Source organism: Methylobacterium phyllostachyos (genome assembly GCF_900103445.1).
GTDB classification, from domain to species: Bacteria; Pseudomonadota; Alphaproteobacteria; order Rhizobiales; family Beijerinckiaceae; genus Methylobacterium; species Methylobacterium phyllostachyos.
In genome coordinates this window covers 387957-407447 of record NZ_FNHS01000002.1, presented here as the reverse complement: position 1 = coordinate 407447, position 19491 = coordinate 387957, and the positions used below count along the sequence as shown (strand labels likewise).

19 protein-coding genes and 3 pseudogenes are annotated in these 19491 nt (G+C 68.1%); 6 read left to right on the top strand and 16 right to left on the bottom strand.

Going from position 1 to position 19491, the window contains the following annotated elements; genetic code table 11:
- Nucleotides 1-53: 53 nt before the first annotated feature.
- From BLQ49_RS04650 to BLQ49_RS04635, 4 genes and pseudogenes are all read right to left on the bottom strand, one after another.
- On the bottom strand, nt 54-248 hold the full coding sequence (locus tag BLQ49_RS04650) for a hypothetical protein (protein ID WP_091713685.1): 195 nt from the start codon (nt 246-248) through the stop codon (nt 54-56).
- A 130-nt stretch (nt 249-378) separates the two neighbouring features.
- Nucleotides 379-1869 carry a helix-turn-helix transcriptional regulator gene (locus tag BLQ49_RS04645; protein ID WP_167627627.1) on the bottom strand — a complete coding sequence of 497 codons (1491 nt, stop codon included), beginning with the start codon at nt 1867-1869 and terminating at the stop codon, nt 379-381.
- Between the two features lie 101 nt (nt 1870-1970).
- Nucleotides 1971-3950, bottom strand: a complete 1980-nt coding sequence (locus tag BLQ49_RS04640) for an ATP-binding response regulator (RefSeq protein ID WP_167627626.1) — start codon at nt 3948-3950, stop codon at nt 1971-1973.
- A gap of 43 nt (nt 3951-3993) precedes the next feature.
- Nucleotides 3994-4821 (bottom strand): annotated as a pseudogene (locus BLQ49_RS04635) (transglutaminase-like domain-containing protein).
- 197 nt (nt 4822-5018) lie between these two features.
- Here BLQ49_RS04635 and BLQ49_RS04630 point away from each other — a divergent pair.
- From BLQ49_RS04630 to BLQ49_RS04610, 6 genes and pseudogenes are all read left to right on the top strand, one after another.
- A complete protein-coding gene (locus tag BLQ49_RS04630) occupies nt 5019-6992 on the top strand; it encodes an AI-2E family transporter (RefSeq protein ID WP_091713913.1) in 1974 nt (657 codons plus the stop codon).
- A gap of 66 nt (nt 6993-7058) precedes the next feature.
- Nucleotides 7059-7262, top strand: coding sequence for a hypothetical protein (locus tag BLQ49_RS04625; protein ID WP_091713682.1), 204 nt, complete (start codon nt 7059-7061; stop codon nt 7260-7262).
- Nucleotides 7263-7564: 302 nt separating this feature from the next.
- Nucleotides 7565-7984: pseudogene (locus tag BLQ49_RS30725) on the top strand (alpha/beta hydrolase); the annotation flags it as partial.
- A 40-nt stretch (nt 7985-8024) separates the two neighbouring features.
- On the top strand, nt 8025-8714 hold the full coding sequence (locus BLQ49_RS30160) for an alpha/beta hydrolase (protein ID WP_244507427.1): 690 nt from the start codon (nt 8025-8027) through the stop codon (nt 8712-8714).
- Nucleotides 8715-8836: 122 nt separating this feature from the next.
- Entirely contained in the window at nt 8837-9073 is a 237-nt protein-coding gene (locus BLQ49_RS04615) for a 3',5'-cyclic-nucleotide phosphodiesterase (protein WP_091713680.1), read from the top strand.
- The gene (locus BLQ49_RS04610) at nt 9070-9309 is read left to right on the top strand and encodes a hypothetical protein (protein WP_244507426.1); all 240 of its coding nucleotides are present in this window, start codon (nt 9070-9072) and stop codon (nt 9307-9309) included. The genes BLQ49_RS04615 and BLQ49_RS04610 overlap by 4 nt, the downstream gene beginning before the upstream one ends.
- A gap of 15 nt (nt 9310-9324) precedes the next feature.
- Here the strand turns inward: BLQ49_RS04610 and BLQ49_RS29520 are convergent, their stop codons facing one another.
- The 12 genes and pseudogenes from BLQ49_RS29520 to BLQ49_RS04565 all read right to left on the bottom strand — a co-directional run bounded on the left by BLQ49_RS29520 (nt 9325) and on the right by BLQ49_RS04565 (nt 18562).
- Nucleotides 9325-9465 (bottom strand): hypothetical protein, encoded by a 141-nt coding sequence (locus tag BLQ49_RS29520; protein WP_167627625.1) that lies wholly within the window; start codon nt 9463-9465, stop codon nt 9325-9327.
- Nucleotides 9466-9534: 69 nt separating this feature from the next.
- Nucleotides 9535-9765, bottom strand: a complete 231-nt coding sequence (locus tag BLQ49_RS04605) for a hypothetical protein (protein WP_091713679.1) — start codon at nt 9763-9765, stop codon at nt 9535-9537.
- 29 nt (nt 9766-9794) lie between these two features.
- Nucleotides 9795-10076, bottom strand: a complete 282-nt coding sequence (locus BLQ49_RS29515) for a hypothetical protein (RefSeq protein ID WP_167627611.1) — start codon at nt 10074-10076, stop codon at nt 9795-9797.
- A 227-nt stretch (nt 10077-10303) separates the two neighbouring features.
- Nucleotides 10304-10561 (bottom strand): annotated as a pseudogene (locus BLQ49_RS30560) (response regulator); the annotation flags it as partial.
- 43 nt (nt 10562-10604) lie between these two features.
- Entirely contained in the window at nt 10605-12179 is a 1575-nt protein-coding gene (locus BLQ49_RS04595; RefSeq protein WP_091713677.1) for a sensor histidine kinase, read from the bottom strand.
- A 6-nt stretch (nt 12180-12185) separates the two neighbouring features.
- A complete protein-coding gene (locus BLQ49_RS30835; RefSeq protein WP_091713675.1) occupies nt 12186-13400 on the bottom strand; it encodes a GAF domain-containing protein in 1215 nt (404 codons plus the stop codon).
- Nucleotides 13397-13897: a Crp/Fnr family transcriptional regulator gene (locus BLQ49_RS30720; protein ID WP_342028153.1), complete on the bottom strand. Its 501-nt coding sequence runs from the start codon at nt 13895-13897 to the stop codon at nt 13397-13399. Before BLQ49_RS30720 ends, BLQ49_RS30835 begins: the two co-directional genes overlap by 4 nt.
- Before the next feature lie 12 nt (nt 13898-13909).
- Nucleotides 13910-14212, bottom strand: a complete 303-nt coding sequence (locus BLQ49_RS30715) for a cyclic nucleotide-binding domain-containing protein (RefSeq protein ID WP_342028152.1) — start codon at nt 14210-14212, stop codon at nt 13910-13912.
- 606 nt (nt 14213-14818) lie between these two features.
- Nucleotides 14819-15091 (bottom strand): hypothetical protein, encoded by a 273-nt coding sequence (locus tag BLQ49_RS04580; RefSeq protein ID WP_091713674.1) that lies wholly within the window; start codon nt 15089-15091, stop codon nt 14819-14821.
- A gap of 2 nt (nt 15092-15093) precedes the next feature.
- Nucleotides 15094-15858: a Crp/Fnr family transcriptional regulator gene (locus BLQ49_RS04575; protein ID WP_091713672.1), complete on the bottom strand. Its 765-nt coding sequence runs from the start codon at nt 15856-15858 to the stop codon at nt 15094-15096.
- 168 nt (nt 15859-16026) lie between these two features.
- Nucleotides 16027-18378, bottom strand: a complete 2352-nt coding sequence (locus BLQ49_RS04570; protein ID WP_091713671.1) for a PAS domain-containing protein — start codon at nt 18376-18378, stop codon at nt 16027-16029.
- A complete protein-coding gene (locus BLQ49_RS04565) occupies nt 18371-18562 on the bottom strand; it encodes a type II toxin-antitoxin system ParD family antitoxin (protein WP_091713669.1) in 192 nt (63 codons plus the stop codon). The genes BLQ49_RS04570 and BLQ49_RS04565 overlap by 8 nt, the downstream gene beginning before the upstream one ends.
- Nucleotides 18563-19491 lie beyond the last annotated feature (929 nt).

The window sequence follows — 19491 nt, the reverse complement described above, 5'->3', positions numbered from 1 at the left end:
TTCCGACGCCCGTGGCTGCGCCGGGGATGGAGATGACCTGGAAGGCCGGGACGCTAGGGACCTGGGGTCGAACTCGGCTTGGTGGGTTTGGTCGCCTTAACCCTGCCCTTGGCGTGCTGCGCCTCTATCGCGGCGATTTCGGCCGTGGCCTCGGTTTCTACTGTGATGTCCCCGAAGATCATGCCGATGGCCTGCTTGATCAGGGCGCGCGCGTGATCGGCCGACAGAACCTTGCGGCCCTTGCCCATGTCCTGGCCCTCGCCCCAACCGGTTCGGCAGTCGTTCAGGAGCCCGGTACGAGCAGGCCTATACCGCTAGAATATCGAAATCCAGCCGATGTTCCTCGGCATTACATAAAAGTATTTTAGATCAACGCGCTTAGTGTTTTTTGCCCAGTTTTCGGGTGTTGTTTTTGCCGTTGTTGTCAAATGACGGCTTTTCCCCGATGCCGCGTTCCCTGGCCCACACCACCACAGCGCTGCGCCGGTTGACCCCGATCTTCCGGTAGAGGCTCGCGACGTGGTTGCGCACGGTGCTGAGCGACACGCCGAGCGCCGTTGAGATCTCCTCGTCGGTGTCGCCGCGACAGATGCCTTCCAGCATGTCGCCCTCGCGGGCGGTGAGCTTCTCGATCATGCCCTGCGGCTTGCCGGGCCTAGGCGGGTTGCGCAGCAGGGCGAGCTTCTCGATCACCCCGTGGCTGAACCACGAGGCGTCGGCCATCACCGACTCGATGGCCGAGATCAGCTCGGTCTCAGTTCGCTTCCTCGACGAGATGTCCTGGACGGCGCAAAGCAGCCCGGCGGCCCCGTTGACGGTGATTCTCTCGGCCGACACGAGGCAATCGAGTTCCTCGCCGTCCCGGGTGCGCAGGCGGCCCTCGAAGGCCCGCACCCGGTCGTAGCGCTGGAGCTCGCGCTTGAAGCGCGTCCACTCCGCCTCCTCCGCCCAGGGCATCGCGATGGCGTCCGCCCCCCCGAAGGTCGCGGCGTAGGCCTCGTTGACGCTCGTCGGTACGTCCGCGTCGGAGCTCAGGAGGACCGTCGGGATCGGGCTGAGCTCGAACGCCTTGGCGAAGCGCTCCTCGCTCAACCGAAGCTCGGCCTCGGCCTTCCGGCGGTCCTCTAGATCGGCGAAGGTGAACAGCATGCAGCGCTCGCCGCCCGGCATCTCGATGGGGTGGCCGGCGACGATGACGTACCTCTCGCCGTCGGAGGGGATCGAGAGACAGGCCTCGCGCTGGCGTATGGTGGTGCCGGCATGCAGGTGCGCCACGGCGGAGGCGCGGTGCTCGCCCTGGCCGATCAGGTCGATCTCCGTGAAGCTGCGGCCGAGCACCTGCTCGCGAGCGTACCCGGTCAGGTCGACGAAGCCTTGGTTGACCTTGACGTAGCGCAGGTCAGACAGCCGGCAGACTACCGCCGGGGCGGGGTTAGCCCTGAACATGCACTCGAAGCGCTCTTCGGCCTCGTAGCGTTCGCTGACGTCCTGCATCACCAGCGCGAGTCCGGTCGGGATGCCATCGGCGCCGGTGATGACCAGGCCGCGCATCCGGTGCATCCAGGTCCGGCCGGGATCACGCCTGTGGTTGACCTCGACCACGGCATCGCGAAAAGCCTCGCCGGCGAGCACGCGTTCCACCGGGTGCTGCAGCGGCCCGACCTCGTGATGGTTGCGGTAGCGCAGCACGAAGTTGGCCCGGTACTCGGCCACCGTCTCCCCGAGGTCGCCGAGGTCGCTCACCCCGTGCATCGTCAGGGCGGCGGCGTTGGCGTAGGTAAGGATATGGTCCGGCTCGATCAGGATCACGCCTTCGGAAAGGCCAGCCACCACCTGCCGCAACCGCATGTGCCGCGCTTCGTCGATCATCGGCGTATCTCCCGAGGTGTCGGTCAACGGCCAGTTCCAGCCGTCACGAAGGCGCAAGGCCCGCCATGCTAAACCCGAGATAGGGAAACGTGTCCCGGAGCTTACGAGGAGCTTTGGTTCGGTACCGCTTCCCCATCATCCATTTGGTGAATGTCGAGCTTGCGCAGTTCGGTGGCAATGTCCTGCAGACTGATGTCGCCCTTACGCAGGACACGGTCGGCCTCCACTAGTTGTTGCCGCTCGGCGGTGGTGACATCGCGCGCGCTCAGGACGACGACTAGGATCTCGCCGCAGCCCGGCATGCCCCTGAGGCGGTGGAGGAAGGAAAAGCCGTCCATCACCGGCATGGTCAGATCGAGGAGAACCAGGCGCGGCGTCGCCTCGCGGACCCTGTCCAACGCCTCTGTCCCATCGCCGGCCTCGCGCACCGACCAGCCGTTACGTTCGAGGACGGTGCGGAGGCGCTCGCGCATGTCGGCGTCGTCGTCGACGACGAGCACGTCCCCGGCCCCCGCCCCAAGCCGGTCGAGCACGCCCTTCAGCCGCGCCCAGTCCACCGGCTTTGGCACCGCATCCGCCGCCCCGAGCGAGGCGCTCAACGCCGCATCCGCGACGAAGCTCACCATCACCACCGGGATGTCCCGGGTGGCTGGGTCGCCCTTGAGCGTGGTGAGCACCGTCCAGCCATCCACCTCCGGCATCATCACGTCGAGCAGGATCACGCGCGGTGCGAGGCTACGTGCCAGCTGCAAACCGGTGCGCCCATCCCCGGCCGTACGCACCGAGAACCCCTGTCGCGTCAGGAACCGGCCCATCAGGTCGCGCTGGCTCGCCTCGTCGTCGATCACGAGCACCAGGCCGCGGGTGCCGATAGCCCCGGGGCTTCCAGTTGTGGTCTCATCCGAAATGTCCCCGACGGTCGGCTCGGGCAGCGCGGCCGGCACGGCGAGGGTGAAGCGCGTGCCGCAGCCGACCTCGCTCGCGACCGTGACGTCGCCACCCATGAGCTCGGCGAACGCCTTGGTCAGGGCCAAGCCCAGGCCGGTGCCACCGTACTTGCGCGTCGTGCTGCCGTCGGCCTGGACGAAGCGCTGAAACAGTCGTTCCACCTGTTCGGGACTCATGCCGATGCCGGTGTCCGCGACCTCGAACAGAAGGGTATCCCCGGCTGGGCCGGCTTCCCGCCGTGCCCGCAGGGTGACCGTTCCGTCCTCGGTGAACTTCGCGGCGTTCGAGAGCAGGTTGAACAGGCACTGGCGCAGCTTGGTCGCGTCGGTCCGGGCGAGGCCGAGGCCGGCAGCGAGGTCCAGAACCAGGCGGTTGCGCTTCTTGCCCACCAGCGCATCCACCGTCCCGGCGGCGTCGCGCACGAACGCCGCCACGTCTACGTCCTCCGTGAAGGTCTCCATCTTGTTGGCTTCGACCTTAGACAGGTCGAGCACGTCGTTAATCAGCCCGAGCAGGTGCTTGGCGTTCGACTTGATCTTCCCGAGGTCCTTGAGCAGGCCGTCCTGTCCGAGTTCCTCCGCCTCCTCCTCCAGCATCTCGGAGTACCCGATCACCGCCGAGAGCGGGGTCCGGAGCTCGTGGCTCATATTGGCGAGGAAGCTGCTCTTGGCGCGGTTGGCCTCCTCGGCTGCTTCGCGCGCGGCCTCGGCGTCCCGGCGTGCGTCCTCCAGGGCGGCTTGGCTGGTGCGCAGCCCGGCGTTGGCCGCGTCGAGGCGACGGAGCGTATCCTCGCGCTCGACCATGGTCCGGCGCAGGGCGTCGCAGACGAGGACCATCGCGCCGCCGACGACGACGTATTGCGCGAGCGCGACGACCTGGCCGGTGCTTAACGTCAGGGTGCCGTCCGACCGGCGAAAGAACCAAGCCGCGGCCAGCAGGGAGACCACAACGGTGACCGCGCCCGGTCCCCGCCCAAGGGCGAGCGTGACGAGGAAGACGAGCGGCAGGTAGAGGAGGAAGGGCGCAACGTCGAGCGGCGCGAGGAAGCGCAGCAGGGTCGCGAGACCGACGGCGGCGAACGGCACAGCGTAGCGTGCGGCCGGCCCGATGCCGTGGCCGGATATGGCCGCCATGAACCTTCGCACGGATTCCTCCTCCCGGCGCATCTCTGTGCCGTCACATCCCTGCGGGGATCTCGTCGGTATGGACCGTAAACCCCGCCAGGGACGCGGGACCGAAGCTCGTCGTGATCGCGCAGTCCGACGCGTCACGCCCATAGGCCACGACGATGCGGCCGATCCGAGGCCGGTTGTGCCGGGCGTCGAACGTGTGCCGGCGCGGTCCCGTCTGTCCGTCCAGATAGACCTCGAACCATGCAGAGAAGTCCATCGGCGCCGGGTCCTTCGGCGCGCCGATGTCGCCGAGGTAGCCGGTGGCATGGCGGGCCGGGATGTTCATACACCGGCACAGCGTGATGACGAGTTGATCGAAGTCGCGGCAAACCCCGACCTACTGGCCGTGACCGTCGAAGGCGCTACAAGTAGCGTCGGCCTGCATGTAATCGAAGCGCAGGCGTCAGTGCGCGTGGTTGACGGCGGCTTGCACGCGGGACCAGCCCTCGGGCGTGCCGCCGAACAGGTTCCAGGCGGTCTGCGAGAGCTTGTCGGTGTCGCAGTAGCGCGAGCCCAACAGAAACAGCAAGGCCTCGTCCGGCGGGTCCTGAACGGGGATCTGGCGAGCGCTGGAGGCGTGGTCGTCGGGCCAGCCACGATCCTCGATCACGAAGTCCGCTGACATCGCGATCCGCCAGGCCGGCACGAGGATGCGTGTCGCGACGTTGCCGAAAGGGTCGCGGAACTGCCTAAAGGCCACAGGCGGATCGGATATGATGAACTCGCGCGAGCGCAAGTCCGGCTGCTTCTCCGGGCGGACCTTAAGCAAAAGCGTCATCGGCGTTGAACTGAAGCTGCTGAGGGCGATGGTATAGCCACAACGGATGCGCATGGACAGCCTTCCACTCCCGGAACATCAATCTAAGCAAGATGTTCGCCAGAAAGCCGTTCCCGGCTGCGCTGCGAACTAGCTGGCACGACCGTGGGCGAACGCCCTATAAGGAGCGCTGCGGGACGAAACGGGACCGATTACGTTATAAGGAGGCACGCCGCTCCTGGGCCGGCGGCGAGGAGTTGCAGCGTATGCCGATGCCGACAGCCGTGACGGATGCTCCGAAGCCTCCTGCCCAGGTGCCGCCCCCGCTCGTGCCCGGACTGCGCGGCCTCCTGACCCTCGCGGTGGGCGTCGTGCTGATCGCGGCGCTGTACTTCGGGCGCGAGGTGTTCATCCCCCTCGTCCTGGCGGTGCTCCTCAGCTTCGTCCTGGCCCCGGTGGTCAACCTGCTGCGTCGGATCAAGCTCGGGCGCGTCCCCTCGGTCATCGTCGCCGTCCTGCTCGCGCTCGGCGTGATCGGCGGCATCGGCGCGGTCATCGGCACGCAGGTGGCCGGGCTCGCCGGCAACCTGCCGCAGTACCAGGCCACGGTCTCGAAGAAGTTCGCCGGCCTGCAGCAGGGCTGGCTCGGGGAGGCCAACCGGGTCATCTCGAAATTCAGCCACCAGGTCCACGACGCCACCCAGAAGGCTGACGCCGCCGGCACCACCGCGGCGACCGGCCCAGGCGGCGACACCCCGAAGGCGCAACTCGTCCGCGTTCAGGAACCCGAGATCTCGCCGCTCGCGCTCGCCGAGAAGGTATTGGGTCCAATCTTCGAGCCGCTGACGACGGTGGGCATCGTCCTTGTGGTGGTGGTGTTCCTGCTCCTTCAGCGGGAGGATCTGCGCAACCGCATGATCCGCCTGTTCGGATCGAGCGACCTGCACCGCACCACCGTGGCGATGGACGACGCGGCCGGTCGCCTCGGGACCTACTTCCTGGCCCAGCTCGGCATGAACGCCGCGTTCGGCGTCATCGTCGGCGTCGGCCTGTGGTTCATCGGCGTGCCCAACCCGGTGCTGTGGGGCGTGTTCTCCGCGCTGATGCGCTTCGTGCCCTACATCGGCGCCTTCATCTCCGGCATCCTTCCGGTCGCGCTCGCCGCCGCGGTCGATCCGGGCTGGAACATGGTCATCGCCACCGCGGCGCTGTTCCTGATCGCCGAACCGGTGTTCGGGCAGGTCATCGAGCCGCTGCTCTACGGGCATTCCACCGGTCTATCTCCGTTCGCAGTGATCGTCTCAACCCTGTTCTGGGGCTTCCTGTGGGGGCCCATCGGCCTGATCCTCGCTACGCCGTTCACGGTCTGCCTCGTGGTGCTCGGCCGACATGTCGACAGCCTGGAGTTCCTCGACATCCTGCTCGGCGACCGGCCGCCGCTGACCCCAGTCGAGAACTTTTACCAGCGCATGCTGGCAGGCGACCCAGACGAGGCGCGCGACCTCGGCGAGCAGATGCTGAAGGAGCGCTCCTTGTCATCGTACTACGACGAGGTCGCCCTCAAAGGCCTGCAGCTCGCTGCCAACGACTACGCTCGTGGGGTCGTCACACCGACGCAGCTTGAGAACATCCGGGCATCGTCCCGCTCCCTTGTGGACGACTTTGAGGACCAGCCCGACGTCGAGCCGGCCGGCACCGACGCGACGGTCAACCCGAACGACACGCCAACGCTCGCCGAGCGCTCGCACCCGAAGAACGAGGCCGTGCCCGGGCAGGCCCCGTCCCGCGATGCGCTCCCTGAGGCGTGGCGCGGCGAGGCGCCGGTGCTGTGCCTTGCCGGGCGCGGCCCCCTCGACGAGGCCTCCTCGGCGATGCTGGCGCAACTGCTGCGTAAGCACGGGCTCGGGGCGCGCGTGACCCCGTACCAGTCGGCTTCGCGCGAGGGCATCCGCGACCTCGACCTCTCGGGCGTGGCGATGGTGTGCATCTCCTACCTCGACATCACCGGCAACCCATCGCACCTGCGCTACCTGCTTGAGCGTCTCCGTAGGAAGTCGCGGGACGTCAAGCTTCTCGTCGGCCTATGGCCGCAGGGCGAGGCGGTCCTGACCGACACGGCGCTCGGCCGGCAAGTCGGTGCCGACGCCTACGTGTCGTCGCTGCGCGGAGCGGTCGAGGCGTGCCTGAGGGAGGCGGGCGCGACGACCACGGGCGACGAGACCCCGGCTGCCGCTAACGCCGCCTGAAGGTGGAACTGGCTAATGGCTTGACCGTTGTTCGGGCGCAATACAGTCAAGCCTCGGACAGCCGCCGTGAAGACAATCGCCGCCCTCGCGATCTCCCTGCTGGCCGCCGCACCGGCCATCGCTTCCGAGACGTCGAACGTCGTCCGCAACGTCTCGAAGCCCGCGACGGTCCAGATGGCCGCCGTCCTGAACGTCCCCCCCACACCCATCGTCCAGGACGTTCAGGCAAAGAAGGTCCGCGTCGTCCTCGCCTCGCCCTTCGGCAACTAAGGTCTGCCGGCCGACGCTGTCACCCGATGGTCAATGAAGCGGTCCTTCCGGTTTGCCGTCCGCACCCCGCCGCAATCATCCGCTAGGACTTCCCGGCCTCGACGGAGTGTGACCCGGTCACCCGTCCCGGCCATGGTTCGGGGGTTCGGGTGTTTCGACGTTTTGATGGTGTTGAGCGCTCTCTGGCGACCGCCGCCGAACTTGTCTTGCTCTTGGGACTCGGAGCCTGCGGCGCACGCCCGACCGGCGTGCTGCTGCCCATCGCCGACGCAGCACCGGTCGCCGGCACGTCCCGCGTCGAGATGCTGGTCGCCACGACCCGCAAGTCCGCCTGCGACCGCGGCGTGCTGTTCTCCGGCGTGCGCGGCGAGGCGGTGACCTACACCGACCTCGCTGTGTCGATCGCGCCCGACGCCACCCGTCAGCCGGGTACCGTGCAGTGGCCGGAACGCCTGCCCGGCAACCCTGCCACCGATTTCGTTGCGCTCCGCGCCGACCCCGTGGATCGCGGCAAGGTCGCGGCCTGGACCGGCAAGGCGGTCATGGGACGCGGCAAGCGCCACGTCCTGGTGTTCGTGCACGGGTTCAACAACAAGTTCGAGGACGCCGTCTTCCGCTCCGCGCAGATCGTGCACGATTCCGGTGCTGAGGTCGCGCCGGTGCTGTTCACCTGGCCGTCCCGCGGTTCGGTGCTCGCCTACGGCTACGACCGGGAGAGCACCAACTTCTCGCGCAACGGCTTGGAGACGCTGCTGCGCGACCTTGCCAAAGGACCCGAACGTCGGCGAGGTGACGGTGCTCGCCCACTCGATGGGCAACTGGCTGACCCTGGAGAGCCTCCGGCAGATGGCCATCCGCGACAAGCGCGTCGCGCCCAAGATCAGGAACGTGATCCTAGCCGCCCCCGACGTCGACATGGACCTCGCCCGGGGCGCCTTCCACGACATGGGCAAGGACCGTCCCCGCCTGACCCTGATGGTCTCTGGCGACGACCAGGCGCTGGCCGTCTCGCGTCTCGTCTGGGGCGACAGCGTCCGTCTCGGCGCCATCGACCCGAACGCAGAACCCTACAAGTCGGAGCTTGAGCGCGAGAACATCGGCGTCCTCAACCTGTCCTCGGTGAAGTCGGACGACGCCCTCAACCACGCCAAGTTCGCCTCCGGCGACGTGGTCGCGCTGCTGGGCAAGCGGCTCGCCGACGGCCAGCCGATCTCGGACGGCAAGGTCGGGATCGGGGACAAGCTCGTGAGCACTGCTGCAGGTGCCGCCTCTACGGTGGCGACCGGTGCCACGCTGGCGGTGGCGGCGCCCGTCGCCCTCTTCGACCCACAGACCCGCAAGAGCTACGGCGAGCACCTCTCGAACGTCAGCTCGGGCTTCAAGGATACACTCGGATCGACCGTGGACCTCGCCGGCGTGCCGGTCCGTGCGGTGACGGGGGCTGGACGGTAAGGGATTGGACGAACGGGCATGGGGCGCTTTCGTGGCGTCACGCGTTGATGAACGCGAGTCCGTGCCCCCATCGGTTCCGATGCATTTCGGGCGACGACGGCGATCCACCCACCGGAGCCCCGATGACCCGAACCCAAACCCTTGCGCTCGTCCTCGGCCTCGCCCTCGTCGCGCCGGCCACTGCTGCCGACGACAAGGCTAACCTCAAGCGCTACTGCACCGGCGACGCCACGACCTACTGCGGTGGCCTCGACCCGGCCGGGGAGGAAATGAAGGCGTGCTTCACCAAGCACCGCAAGGATCTGTCGGAGAACTGCCGGCGAGCCATCGACGCCTACGAGGCGAAGGGCGGCAAGTGAGCGGCATCCGGACCGCTCTCGCCGCCGTCCTGCTTGCCGGTAGTACCGTCGCGGCTTTGGCGCAGAACGAGACGATCAAGGGGCCCGAGGACGCCAAGTGCCGGGACGAGGCGAGGGACCTCGTCTTCTCCGCACCCAACCCGAAGCGGCTGTCGCCCTTCGACCTAGGCGCGGAAATCTACCATGGCTGCATGAGGCGGCTCGGCGCGGAGGGGAAACCGGCGCCGGGCCGATAGGCGCGGCGGGATCGGTCAGCGGCCGTCGATGGGACCCGGCGGCTGGGGTGCCGGCGGCTCGGTCTGCGGATCGCCCTCGGGCGTCTGCGGTCCGGGCGGCGGGTCGCCCATCGGCGGCAGCGGATCGTCGCCGGGGGTCGGGGTGTCGCTCGTCATGGTCTTCCCTCCCAAGTGGCCTGTATGCCGCCCGGGAGGGAAACGCGTCGCGGATGCGCAAGCTCCCCGCTACGGCTCGACCGGCGCGGCCTCGAAATGCACGTGGGTGATCACGCGCTTCATCTCGGCCACCAGCGCCTCGACCTCGGCCGTGGGAATGCCGGGCTTCAGATCGAACGCGAACGGCTTCATCGTGTCGGCGGCGGCGGCGCCCGGGACGCCCTGCTGCTCCAGCAGGATGTACGGGTTACCGTTCGCATACTCCTTCACGCGCACGCACAGCTCGATGAGTTGGGTCATAGCCCTTTCCTCCGGGTGACGCGTCGGGATCAGGCGGCGACGGCGAACGCCGTCACGGCATTGAGGCTCTCGCCAGCCGCCGCGAGGACGAGGGCGATGCGGGCGGCCTCGGCGGCGGCGACCGTGCGGGTGGCCTGCGCGAGCAGGAGGCGGTTGCTCGCCTCGACCCAGGCCGGGCACGACCGAGCCACCGGAAGCCGTGCGGCCTCCACGGCGCGGCGAGCGGCCGCCACGTCCGCCAGGACGTCCGGGAAGCCGGGCAGGCTGACGGTGGCGATGGGCTTCGAAAACAGAATCGTCGGCTCTGACATCTTGGGTCCCCTCTTGTCGTGACGGGGAGTAGGACAGTCGATTGTGGTCGCAGGGCAGAGGAAGCGTGGCGACAATTAGGTCTCGCGGACGCGCGACCTAATTGTCGCCGTGACGCCTTCGCATTGACCGCCGCGCGGATGGCCGCGCGTATGCGGCTATGGAGGAAAGGGCGCCCGACGAAGGCGGCATCCTCGGGGAGGTCGCCCGGCCCCGGCGTCTTGTGCGCCGACACGATGACCACCGCGACCCCCGGCCGGGTGCGGGCCACCTCGCGCGCCAGGCCGAGGCCGTCCATCGCCCCGGGCATGTGGATGTCCGTGACCACGAGGGAGATCCGGTCGTCGATCCTGAGCAGGGCCTCGGAGGCCGAGGCGGCCTCAACGACGGCGTAGCCCTCGTCGGCGAGGAGGTCGCCGACCTCCATCCCCAGAAGGATCTCGTCCTCGACGACCAGGGCCGTCCTCTCGTTCGCGTGTTCGCTCATGTCTTCGGCAAACGGGTGCCCGCGCCGTTCGTTGCTTCCGCGGTCAGTCCCCGGCCTGGAAGCCCGCCAACGGCGCCTCGACGACGCAGCGCAGGCCCTCCGGGGCGAAGTCCATGGTCAGCGCGCCCCCGACCTGGGCGGTGATCCCACGCTCGATCAGCCGTGATCCGAACCCCTTCCGGGCAGGGGGGCTGACCGGGGGGCCCCCACGCTCCGTCCAGGCGATGCGCAGGTCGGGTGCCCCATCGGACCCGAAGAGTTCCGCCACAAGCTCGACGCGTCCATCCGGGGCGGAGAGCGCGCCGTACTTGATCGCGTTCGTGGTGAGTTCGTGCAGCATCAGCGTGAGGGACAGGGCCGCCTTGCCACCGATCTCGATGTCCGGTCCCCGATAGTCTATGCAGCCCTCGGTTTCCTGCACGCCGACGCCCTGCCGCACCAAGTCGGTCAGCGGCGCATGCTCGGCCGCCCCGCCCAGCAGGACGTCGTGCGCCTTGCCAAGGGCGACGAGTCGACCCGCAAGGACATCACGGGCTTCTCCCACGTCGGATGCCGAGCGCAAGGTCGAGGCGGCGATGGCCTGGACCAGCGCGAACAAGTTCTTCATGCGGTGGGAGAGCTCGCGGTTGAGCAGCTCCTGCCGCGCCTCGTCCCGCTTGCGCCCCGTGATGTCCCGGCTGACCGTGGCGAAGCCGGCGAACTCGCCGAGCGGTGCCCGCAGGGGGAACAGGTTATAGTGGACCGGCACCGGCCCGCCGGTCGCGAAATCACGGAAGATGAAGTCGCCGACCCAGCTCTCGCCGGAAACGACCCGGGAGACGATCTCGGCCTCGACGAAGGGGAGGTCCTCCGGGCTGAAGAAGTCGGCGACCCGCTTCGCCCGGGCCGTGTCCTCGTCGAAGAGGCCGACCAGGACACGGCTGGCCGCGTTCACGTACTCGACGCGCCCCTCGGCGTCCGCGATGCCGACGAAGTCCGCGGACTGCTCGACGATGGCGGCGAGCTTGGCGGCCTCGGCCTCGGCGAGCTTGCGCGCGTCGATGTCCGTGTTGTGCCCGAGCCAGCCGACGACGGTCCCCTCGGCGTCGCGGACCGGCGCGGCGCGCGAGGCGAACCATCGGTAGGCGCCGGTGGCGGCGCGGATGCGGAACTCGGCCTCGTAGAGCGTCCCGCACTCACGCGCACGCTCCCATGCGTCCAGCGCCGCCGGCAGGTCGCGGGGATGGGTCACCCGGGGCCATTCCTGGGGCGGGAGTTCCTCGGGCGTCAGGCCGGTGAGGTCGTATAGCTGATGGCTGGCGAAGGTCAGGGTGCCGTCGGGCTGCCCGTACCAGATGATGGCCGGCGACAGGTCGATCAGGCTGCGGTAGCGCGCCTCGCTTTGCTTCAGCGCGTCGAGGGTTCGGACGTGGTCGTCGACGTCGATGAAGACCGAGACCGCGGCCATGGGCTCTCCGCCGGGCGCCAGGACCGGGGCGCTGTGCGCGCGCCATTCGCGGACCTGGCCGTCCCGGGCATTGTGGTAGCGCATCGCCTCGCCCTGGATGATCTCGCCCCGGCGCAGCGCCCGCATCGTCGGGTAGTCCGTGACCGCGTAGGGGCTGCCGTCGGCGTGCACCGCGCCTTAGCCGGCGTAGCGCGCGTCGTCGGCGCCGCCGACGCCGTGGCCGAGCATCTCCACCATCCTGTCGTTGAGGAGCGCGCCGCCACCCGCGTGGGCGATGGAGATGCCCACCGGGGCCTGCTGCAGGATGGTCCGCAGCAGGCCGCGCTCCAGGCCGAGGAGCCGCTCGCTCTCGGCGGCGACGCGGCGGGCCTCCGCCTCGCCGGTCTGCGCGAGGCCGGCGGAGACGGATCCGGCGAAGGTCAGGGCTGCGTAGAGGTCACGCTCGGTGAAGGCGCCCGGCGTCGCCGACTGGAGCTTCAGGACGCCGGCGACCTCGTGTCCCTTGCTCACCGGGAGCAGGATGCAGAAGCGCAAGCCGAGCGCCGCGACCTCCTCCGACCTCACCCGCGGATCGAGCAGCATGTCGGGGCAGAGGATGGCCTCGCCAGACCGGAGGCAGGTGCCGGCTAGGCTGCCGTCCACCGGCAGGCGGGTGCCGGCATGGCCCGCGAGCGTGCCGGCGACGCTGCGGTAGACGAGGTCGTCGCCCTCGCGCAGCTCGATGGCAGCCCCGTCCGCCGCGGTGACCGCCCGCAGCGCGCCGGACACGAGGGTCGACAGCACGGCGTCGAGGTCGCCCTCGGCGGCGGCGACCGCCCCCTGCGTCTCGATCAGCGTGGCCCGCTGGGCGAGGAACCGGCGCTGCTCGGCTATCGCCGTGTCGCGTTCCGCGATGGCCCGCCTGAGAACGAGTTGGTCCATGACCTGGCGCGCCAGCGCCTCCAGGTCCTCGACCTGGGCCAGCGTCAGCCCGCCGGGCCGCGGGACGCGGTCGATAACGCACAGGCTGCCGAGCACGTGGCCCTCGGGCGTGCGCAGCGGCGCCCCGGCGTAGAACCGCAGGTGCGGCTCGTCGGTGACCAGGGGATTCGCGAGGGTGCGAAGGTCGGCAGTCAGGTCCGGGATCTGCAGCACGCCATGCTCGGCGAGCACGAACTTGCAGACCGAGCGGTCGAGGTCGGTCTCGCACGGCGGGAAGCCGGCTCGCGCCTTGAACCACTGCCGGTCGCGGTCGACCAAACTAACCAGCGCGGGCACGTCGCACAGCCGGCGGGCGAGGTGGACGATGTCATCGAAGCCGCGCTCGGGCGGGGGGTCGAGGATGTTGAACGCGGCGAGCGCCGCGAGGCGGGCGTCGTCAACGCCGAGGGGGCGGGGCGGCAAGAGGGTCATCGCCGTGCCTCCCCGAGCGTCACGGCGACGGCCGGCGGCCGGAGGGCATCCGGCTTGGACGCGTCGACCGCGACCATGCGGCCGCCGGGGGCGTAGACCGCGCCCAGCACCTCGGCGAAGTGCCGGCGCACTGCCTCGTGGCACTCGCACGAAGCGGCCTCGGCCCTCGCCCGGTCCGGAAGCGTCAGGCGCCGGTGCCCGATCTCGACCAGGCCGTCGCGGCGCAGGCGGCCGAGCACCTCGGTGAGGTAGGCACGGCGCACGCCGAGCATGTTGGCGAGCACCTCGTGCATCACCGGCAGGTCGGGCGTGCCGATCCGGTCCTGCAGGGTCAGCAGCCAGCGCAAGCAGCGGCGTTCGATGGGATGGGCGGCGTTGCAGGCCACCGATTGCAGCACCTGCGCCAGCAGGCAGTCGCCGTAGCGCACGAACAGGTCGCGGACCGCGTCCGATGCGCGCTTGGCGGCGTCGAGCCGCTCGGCCTCGATGCGCAGCACCGGCCCGCCGACCTAGACGACGGCCTGCCCGAAGGCTGGCAGGTAGCCCTGGCTGACGACGCCGCCGATGGCGCCCTCGCGCCCGACCGTGGCGGTCTCCACCGACTTGCCGTCCTGCAGCGGCACCACCAGCGTGACGACGCAGCCGTCGGCGGAAAAGGTGACGTGGCTGACGTCGTCGCCGGGGCGGAAGAGCACGTCTCCGCGCCGGACCTCGCGCCGCTCGACGTGCCGCGCGATCAACGCGCCGTCATTCGCGTCGAGGGTTTCCAGGAGCAGGTTACCCTGCAGGGACGACGAACGGGCGGCCTTCATGGACGTGTCCGGTTGAATCGGTCGATTGTCTTCTAGCCAACGCCCGTTCCGGAAGATGTCCGATACCTGACAGGTCATAGCATAATTTGGTATGCTGCAACGCGTCCCCGGAGCCATTCAAGGGACGTTGCCCGAGGCGACGAACGATCAGGCCTTCCATGTCGGTGGGAGGAAGGCCGAGGGTTGCCCCGTAAGTTCGGATACAGCTCCCTTTGGGGGCCGGCGGGGATCGGCCCTGTCGTCAGGGGGATGTGACCTACCCAGGTCCAGGGAGGAATGCCGATAGATCGATCACCGCAGCAATGCAGGCTGTTCGGACAGGACGTCGGGCAGTCGGATGGTGCCGTTTTCCGAGCCGTTTCTCGTGCCCTACCGGGAAAAAGCCGAGTCCCGCCCAGGGGATGATTGGTTTGGCCGGACCGTTATGAGCAGTCGGGTCTGTCCCTATCAACCAAGTCGTGTGACCCGTGGAACGATAGCCTAGGACCGATGGATAAGGGCCCTTTTGGGCGCTCAGATAAAACTTCCCAACGACTGAGTTGGGTAGGTTCTTGCTCGTCTTCTTTTGAGTATTAAGTTCGTAAAGACGACTTTGGCTTACAGTCCTCAGCTTGCGTTCTCTCTGAACCGCTTTCGCACCCACCGCGTAGCGTCTTCCAGGGTTTCGAACACGGGCGGGCGTACCTTCGCGAGCCGCCCGAGCCTGACCTCCATGTACCAGGCCCCGCGTCGCTCATGCTCGGGCGCATCAAGGCGCACCAGCACAGCCACGAGCAGCCCGTTGGCGATCACGAGCATGCCGACCCGATCCGGGCTCGCCGTGTCTACGGAGATAGGCTGCAGCACGACCAGGGTCTCGACGTTGCCCCGGTCCGCCACCGCTACTCCCCTCGGACGCTGCTCAGCCACGGCACCTGCCGGCGGCCACTCCAACGCGCGTTCCTGAGGTGGAGGTAGTTGGGATTGAACCCACAGTACGCTTTGAGCTGCTCCACGTCCAGGATCGTCAGGACTCGGCGCTTGAGGTGAATCAGACCGAGCGCACGCAGCTCTCGCAGGCTGCGGCTGACCTGCACGTCCGATAGGCCCATCGTGTCGGCGATGTCGGTCTGTGTGAACGGGAAGGGAAAGCTGTTGTCGGTGACGCGCCCCACCGCCTCCAAGCGCAGCAGCAGCTCGCAGAACAGATGCGCGATGCGCTGATCCGCCTGCCGGCCGCCGATGTTGACCAGCCACTCGCGCAGCACAGCCTCGTCCACGAGGGCGCACCACATCAGGGCCCGCGTCACCCGCGGGTGGTGCGCCGTGATATCCTCGATGGCGTGCCGGGGGATCTCGACCGTTTTGCAAGGCGAGATCGTGCCGATGGCATGGTCCATCTGGTCGAGGATGAACACGTTGAGGTCGCAGAAGTCGCCGGGCACGAAGAAGGCCATGATCTGGCGCTGGCCGTCCGGCAGGACTTTGTAGCGGCAAGCGTAGCCGTCGAGGATGAGATGCACATTCTCGGGCTTGTCACCTTCCTGGATCAGGTCCGTCCGCGCCGGCACCTGCCGCAACCGAGGAACGAGCGCCCGCAGCGCGGCGCGGTCGGCGTCAGTCAGCTCCTCGAAGCTCTCAAGCTTGCGGGTCAGCGCATCTTGCATCGGATCGGAACATCATAGATCAATCCGCCACCTATGATATTTGCGGGGCAAAAACTCTGTCATAGGATGTCAATTTGGACTGTCGGTAAGTCGATAACCGATTTTTTGATGAGGGCGTGTAGCCGGAAAGGGCTGTTCCTGGGCCAAGTCGGTTGGCTGGGGCTGTGTCTATTTTCCGCGCCGGCTTCGGGCGGCGGCATTCAGCGTCTTCGAGAGTTGCTCCACCGAGTACGGCTTATGCAGCAACGGAAAGCCGTGGGTCCCCTCCTGCGCCAGCACGTGACTGTAGCCCGAGGTCAGGATCACCGGCAGGCCGGGATGCAGGCGGCGGATCTTCTTGGCGAGATCGACGCCGTTTATGCCAGGCATCACCACGTCGGTGAATACGACATCGAAGCCGTCGGCGTCTTTCGCAAGCTCCGCCAGCGCCTCTCCCGCGTTGGCGGCGAGGATCGGCAGGTAGCCTAGCTCGATCAGCGCCTGCACCGAGAAGCTGCCCACGTCCGCGTTGTCTTCGACCACAAGCACGCGCGTGTCGTGCCCCACGATCAGGATATCGGGCATCACCGCATCGACCGGCTTGTGCGATGCGCCGGACACGCGCGGTAGGTACAGCGTGAACGTCGTGCCCTCACCGACCTCGCTCTCGACCGTCACCTCGCCGCCCGACTGCTTGGTGAACCCGAACACCTGCGACAGGCCGAGGCCGGTGCCCTTGCCGACCTCCTTGGTCGTAAAGAACGGCTCGAAGATGTGGTCCAGCCGATCAGGCGGTATGCCGCTGCCGGTGTCGCTGAGCGAGACGGCCACGTAGGGGCCGGTCACGGCGGGATGGGTGCGCACCGCTGGGATCGCCTCGACCGGCGAGACGCGGATCGTGATCGCCCCCTCGCCCGCCATCGCGTCGCGGGCGTTGACCGCCATGTTGACCAGCGCCGTGTCGAACTGGCTCGGATCGGCGTCGATGTAGCAGCTCTGCTCGGGCAACTCGGTCACGATCCTGATCCGGGCGCCGGTCAGCGTACCGACCATCTCCGTGATCGCCCGCACGCCGTCGCAGGCGGCGAACACCTCGGGTTTGAGCGCCTGGCGCCTCGCGAAGGCGAGGAGTTGGGCGGTGAGCCGCGCGGCGCGGTCCACCGTGTCGGAGATCGCCTCGACGTAGCGGACGCGGCGTTCCTCGGGCAGGTTAGGCCGCTTGAGCAGGTCGGTCGAGGACTTGATCACGGTGAGCAGGTTGTTGAAGTCGTGCGCGACGCCGCCGGTGAGCTGGCCGATGGCTTCCAACTTCTGCGACTGCCGCAGGGCATCCTCGGCCTGCAGCAGGTCGTGCGCCTGCTCGGTCTCCAGGGTGACGTCACGCCCGTAGCAGTAGATCAGGCCGTCCTCGGGCGTCGTGATCCAGGCGATCCAGCGGTGGCTCCCGTCCTTGTGCCGGTAGCGGTTGCGATGCGAGGGCAATGGCTCATGCACGGCCTGGCGCAGCGCCGCCCGTGAGGCGGCATGGCCGTCCGGGGCGGTGAACGCGAACAGGCTGCGGCCGACCATCTCCTCGGGCGCCCATCCGAGCAGCCGCGTGGCGGATGGACTGGCAGCGCGGAACACGCCGTCCGCGTCGATAACGACCTGCAGGTCCTGGGCGTTGCGCCAGACCCGGTCCAGGTCGGCGCTGTGCTGGACGACCCGTCGTTCGAGCGTCTCGTTCAGCTCGTGCAAGTCCGCCTCGGCGCGCTTGCGCGCCGTGATGTCTGAGGCGGCGCCGAGCCAGCCAGTGATGCCACCCTCGGCACCGAACAGTGGCACAGCGCGTGACAACGCCCAGCCGACTGTGCCGTCGACGCGGTTGACCCGGTGTTCGATCTGATAGGTCGACCGGGTCTGGATCGCCCGCTCGAACTCCGCGCGCACGGCCGCCCGATCGTCCGGCGGGATGTACGTGCTCAGCCAGTCGCTGTTGGACGCAGCCGTGTCCGGGATGAAGCCGCCGCCCGCGAGGTGATGCAGGTCGCTCCAGTCGGCGCTGACCGAGAACCGCACCTCGGAGGACGAACGGACCAGAGCGTCCAGGTAATGCCCGCTGTCGCGCAACGCCTGCTCGGCGCGGACACGCTCTGTGATGTCGCGCGAGATGCCGATCAGCTTGAGCGGTCCCGCCGCTACCGGTCGGAATGGCGCGAAGCTCGCCTCCCACCACCGTGGCTCGCCCCTGGCCGTGGGGCAGAACCCTTCCGCCCGCGCGATCTCGCCGTCGGCTGCCTTGCGGATGGCCGCTCGGATCTTGTCGCGCTCCTGCTCCGGCCAGAGGTCCGCGAAGTTCAGCCCGATCACGTCATCGGCCGTGTCGAGCTGGTTCAGCTCGACACCGCGGGCGTTCATGAACTCCAGACGTCCTTCGGCAGACAGGACCTTCACGCAGTCCGGGCTGGCGGCGAGGATGCCGTTGAGTACGGCTTCGCTATAGGTTGCGTCCGCCCCCTCGGGCTCACTGTGTTGAGCCGCCAGGAACGCGATCTCAGACATCGGTCGTGCTCGATCGAGGACCGCGTGCCTTGGGGTATGTCGTCGCTTCGAACCGTTCGAGGGCGCGCAGGCTCGCCCGGACGACCTCGCTGGCACTGCCGTAGCGCCCAGTAGCGAGACGTTCCTTGATGAACGCCTTCAGCTCCGGGGTGATCGACACGGTGATGGTTTCGCGCAGGGCCATGCCGGGGCGTAACACGCTCCCAAACTGTCTTACACTCACATTGGTGAAATTTGGTCGAGCTTCTCCGGGCGGGAGCGCCGTCGGGCTCGGACGTCCGGCGCAACCGGATGTGGCACGTCAGTTTCGGGACGAAACATCAAAGTCTGATTGCCACCTCGGGCCGAAGTTGCTGGAGGGCTGACGAACGACCGCTTTCGGGAAGCGCCAACGGCATCTTGGGCGGCTGGGTTGGGTCGCTAGCAGGCCGTCCGCTTTTCCGGTCGGCCTTCTCCAAAGCAGCCCTTCCGCATTCGGCCAACTTCAGTCGCGTGCGTGAGGGCCCTTGAACGGCTGGGTTGGGTGGAAAGCCGCTGGTCCGCTTTCGGGCGTTAATGCAGAGAAGCAGACGTCGCCGTCGCGCGCGTTTCCAACTCTTCTTCGAGGTTCGAAAAGTTTGCTTGCAGGCAACCTGATCCGGTGCTGCGACCAATCCTGATCGGACACGCTGCACAGCAGCGTTCCACACGGGTCTAAGGTGTCGGCCTTTTGATCGTTCCAAACTCCGCAAGCACCTTCTGGAACGGCTTGGCCGGAATTGTAGATCGTCCCACTGGGGCAGGCCCTATCGGAACGGACTGCATACCGACGTCGTCTTGGTCAATCGTCGGAGCCGATCCGGCCTGCTACAGCACGCCCCTCTCCGCAGGCGCGCCCGAGGCGTTCGCGACACCGCACGGCGCGACGGTGGGTGAGCACGCGATGACAGGCGGGCGCGGGCCAGTTCCCCGCGCGAGCCCGTGAGGCCTCGGCCGGGCGGTCGCGTGAGGGTCGGTGCATGCGGCGGGACTGGAGACCGCGACGCGCCGGCTCACGGCCCAAAGTGATTGAGGCTCATACCGCCCGCTCGCATAAGTGGGGGGTACGGGACGTCAGAGCCTTCTCGCCCCAAT

Bases quoted from the DNA above. Each gene is read 5' to 3' on its own strand.
- BLQ49_RS04565 (WP_091713669.1), bottom strand. From the start codon at position 18,562: ATGGCCCTGCGCGAAACCATCACCGTGTCGATCACCCCGGAGCTGAAG.
- BLQ49_RS30835 (WP_091713675.1), bottom strand. From the start codon at position 13,400: ATGACCCTCTTGCCGCCCCGCCCCCTCGGCGTTGACGACGCCCGCCTC.
- BLQ49_RS04575 (WP_091713672.1), bottom strand. From the start codon at position 15,858: ATGCAAGATGCGCTGACCCGCAAGCTTGAGAGCTTCGAGGAGCTGACT.
- BLQ49_RS04650 (WP_091713685.1), bottom strand. From the start codon at position 248: ATGGGCAAGGGCCGCAAGGTTCTGTCGGCCGATCACGCGCGCGCCCTG.
- BLQ49_RS04605 (WP_091713679.1), bottom strand. From the start codon at position 9,765: ATGACCCAACTCATCGAGCTGTGCGTGCGCGTGAAGGAGTATGCGAAC.
- BLQ49_RS04645 (WP_167627627.1), bottom strand. From the start codon at position 1,869: ATGATCGACGAAGCGCGGCACATGCGGTTGCGGCAGGTGGTGGCTGGC.
- BLQ49_RS29520 (WP_167627625.1), bottom strand. From the start codon at position 9,465: ATGACGAGCGACACCCCGACCCCCGGCGACGATCCGCTGCCGCCGATG.
- BLQ49_RS04630 (WP_091713913.1), top strand. From the start codon at position 5,019: ATGCCGACAGCCGTGACGGATGCTCCGAAGCCTCCTGCCCAGGTGCCG.
- BLQ49_RS04640 (WP_167627626.1), bottom strand. From the start codon at position 3,950: ATGGCGGCCATATCCGGCCACGGCATCGGGCCGGCCGCACGCTACGCT.
- BLQ49_RS29515 (WP_167627611.1), bottom strand. From the start codon at position 10,076: ATGTCAGAGCCGACGATTCTGTTTTCGAAGCCCATCGCCACCGTCAGC.
- BLQ49_RS04570 (WP_091713671.1), bottom strand. From the start codon at position 18,378: ATGTCTGAGATCGCGTTCCTGGCGGCTCAACACAGTGAGCCCGAGGGG.
- BLQ49_RS04615 (WP_091713680.1), top strand. From the start codon at position 8,837: ATGACCCGAACCCAAACCCTTGCGCTCGTCCTCGGCCTCGCCCTCGTC.
- BLQ49_RS30715 (WP_342028152.1), bottom strand. From the start codon at position 14,212: ATGAAGGCCGCCCGTTCGTCGTCCCTGCAGGGTAACCTGCTCCTGGAA.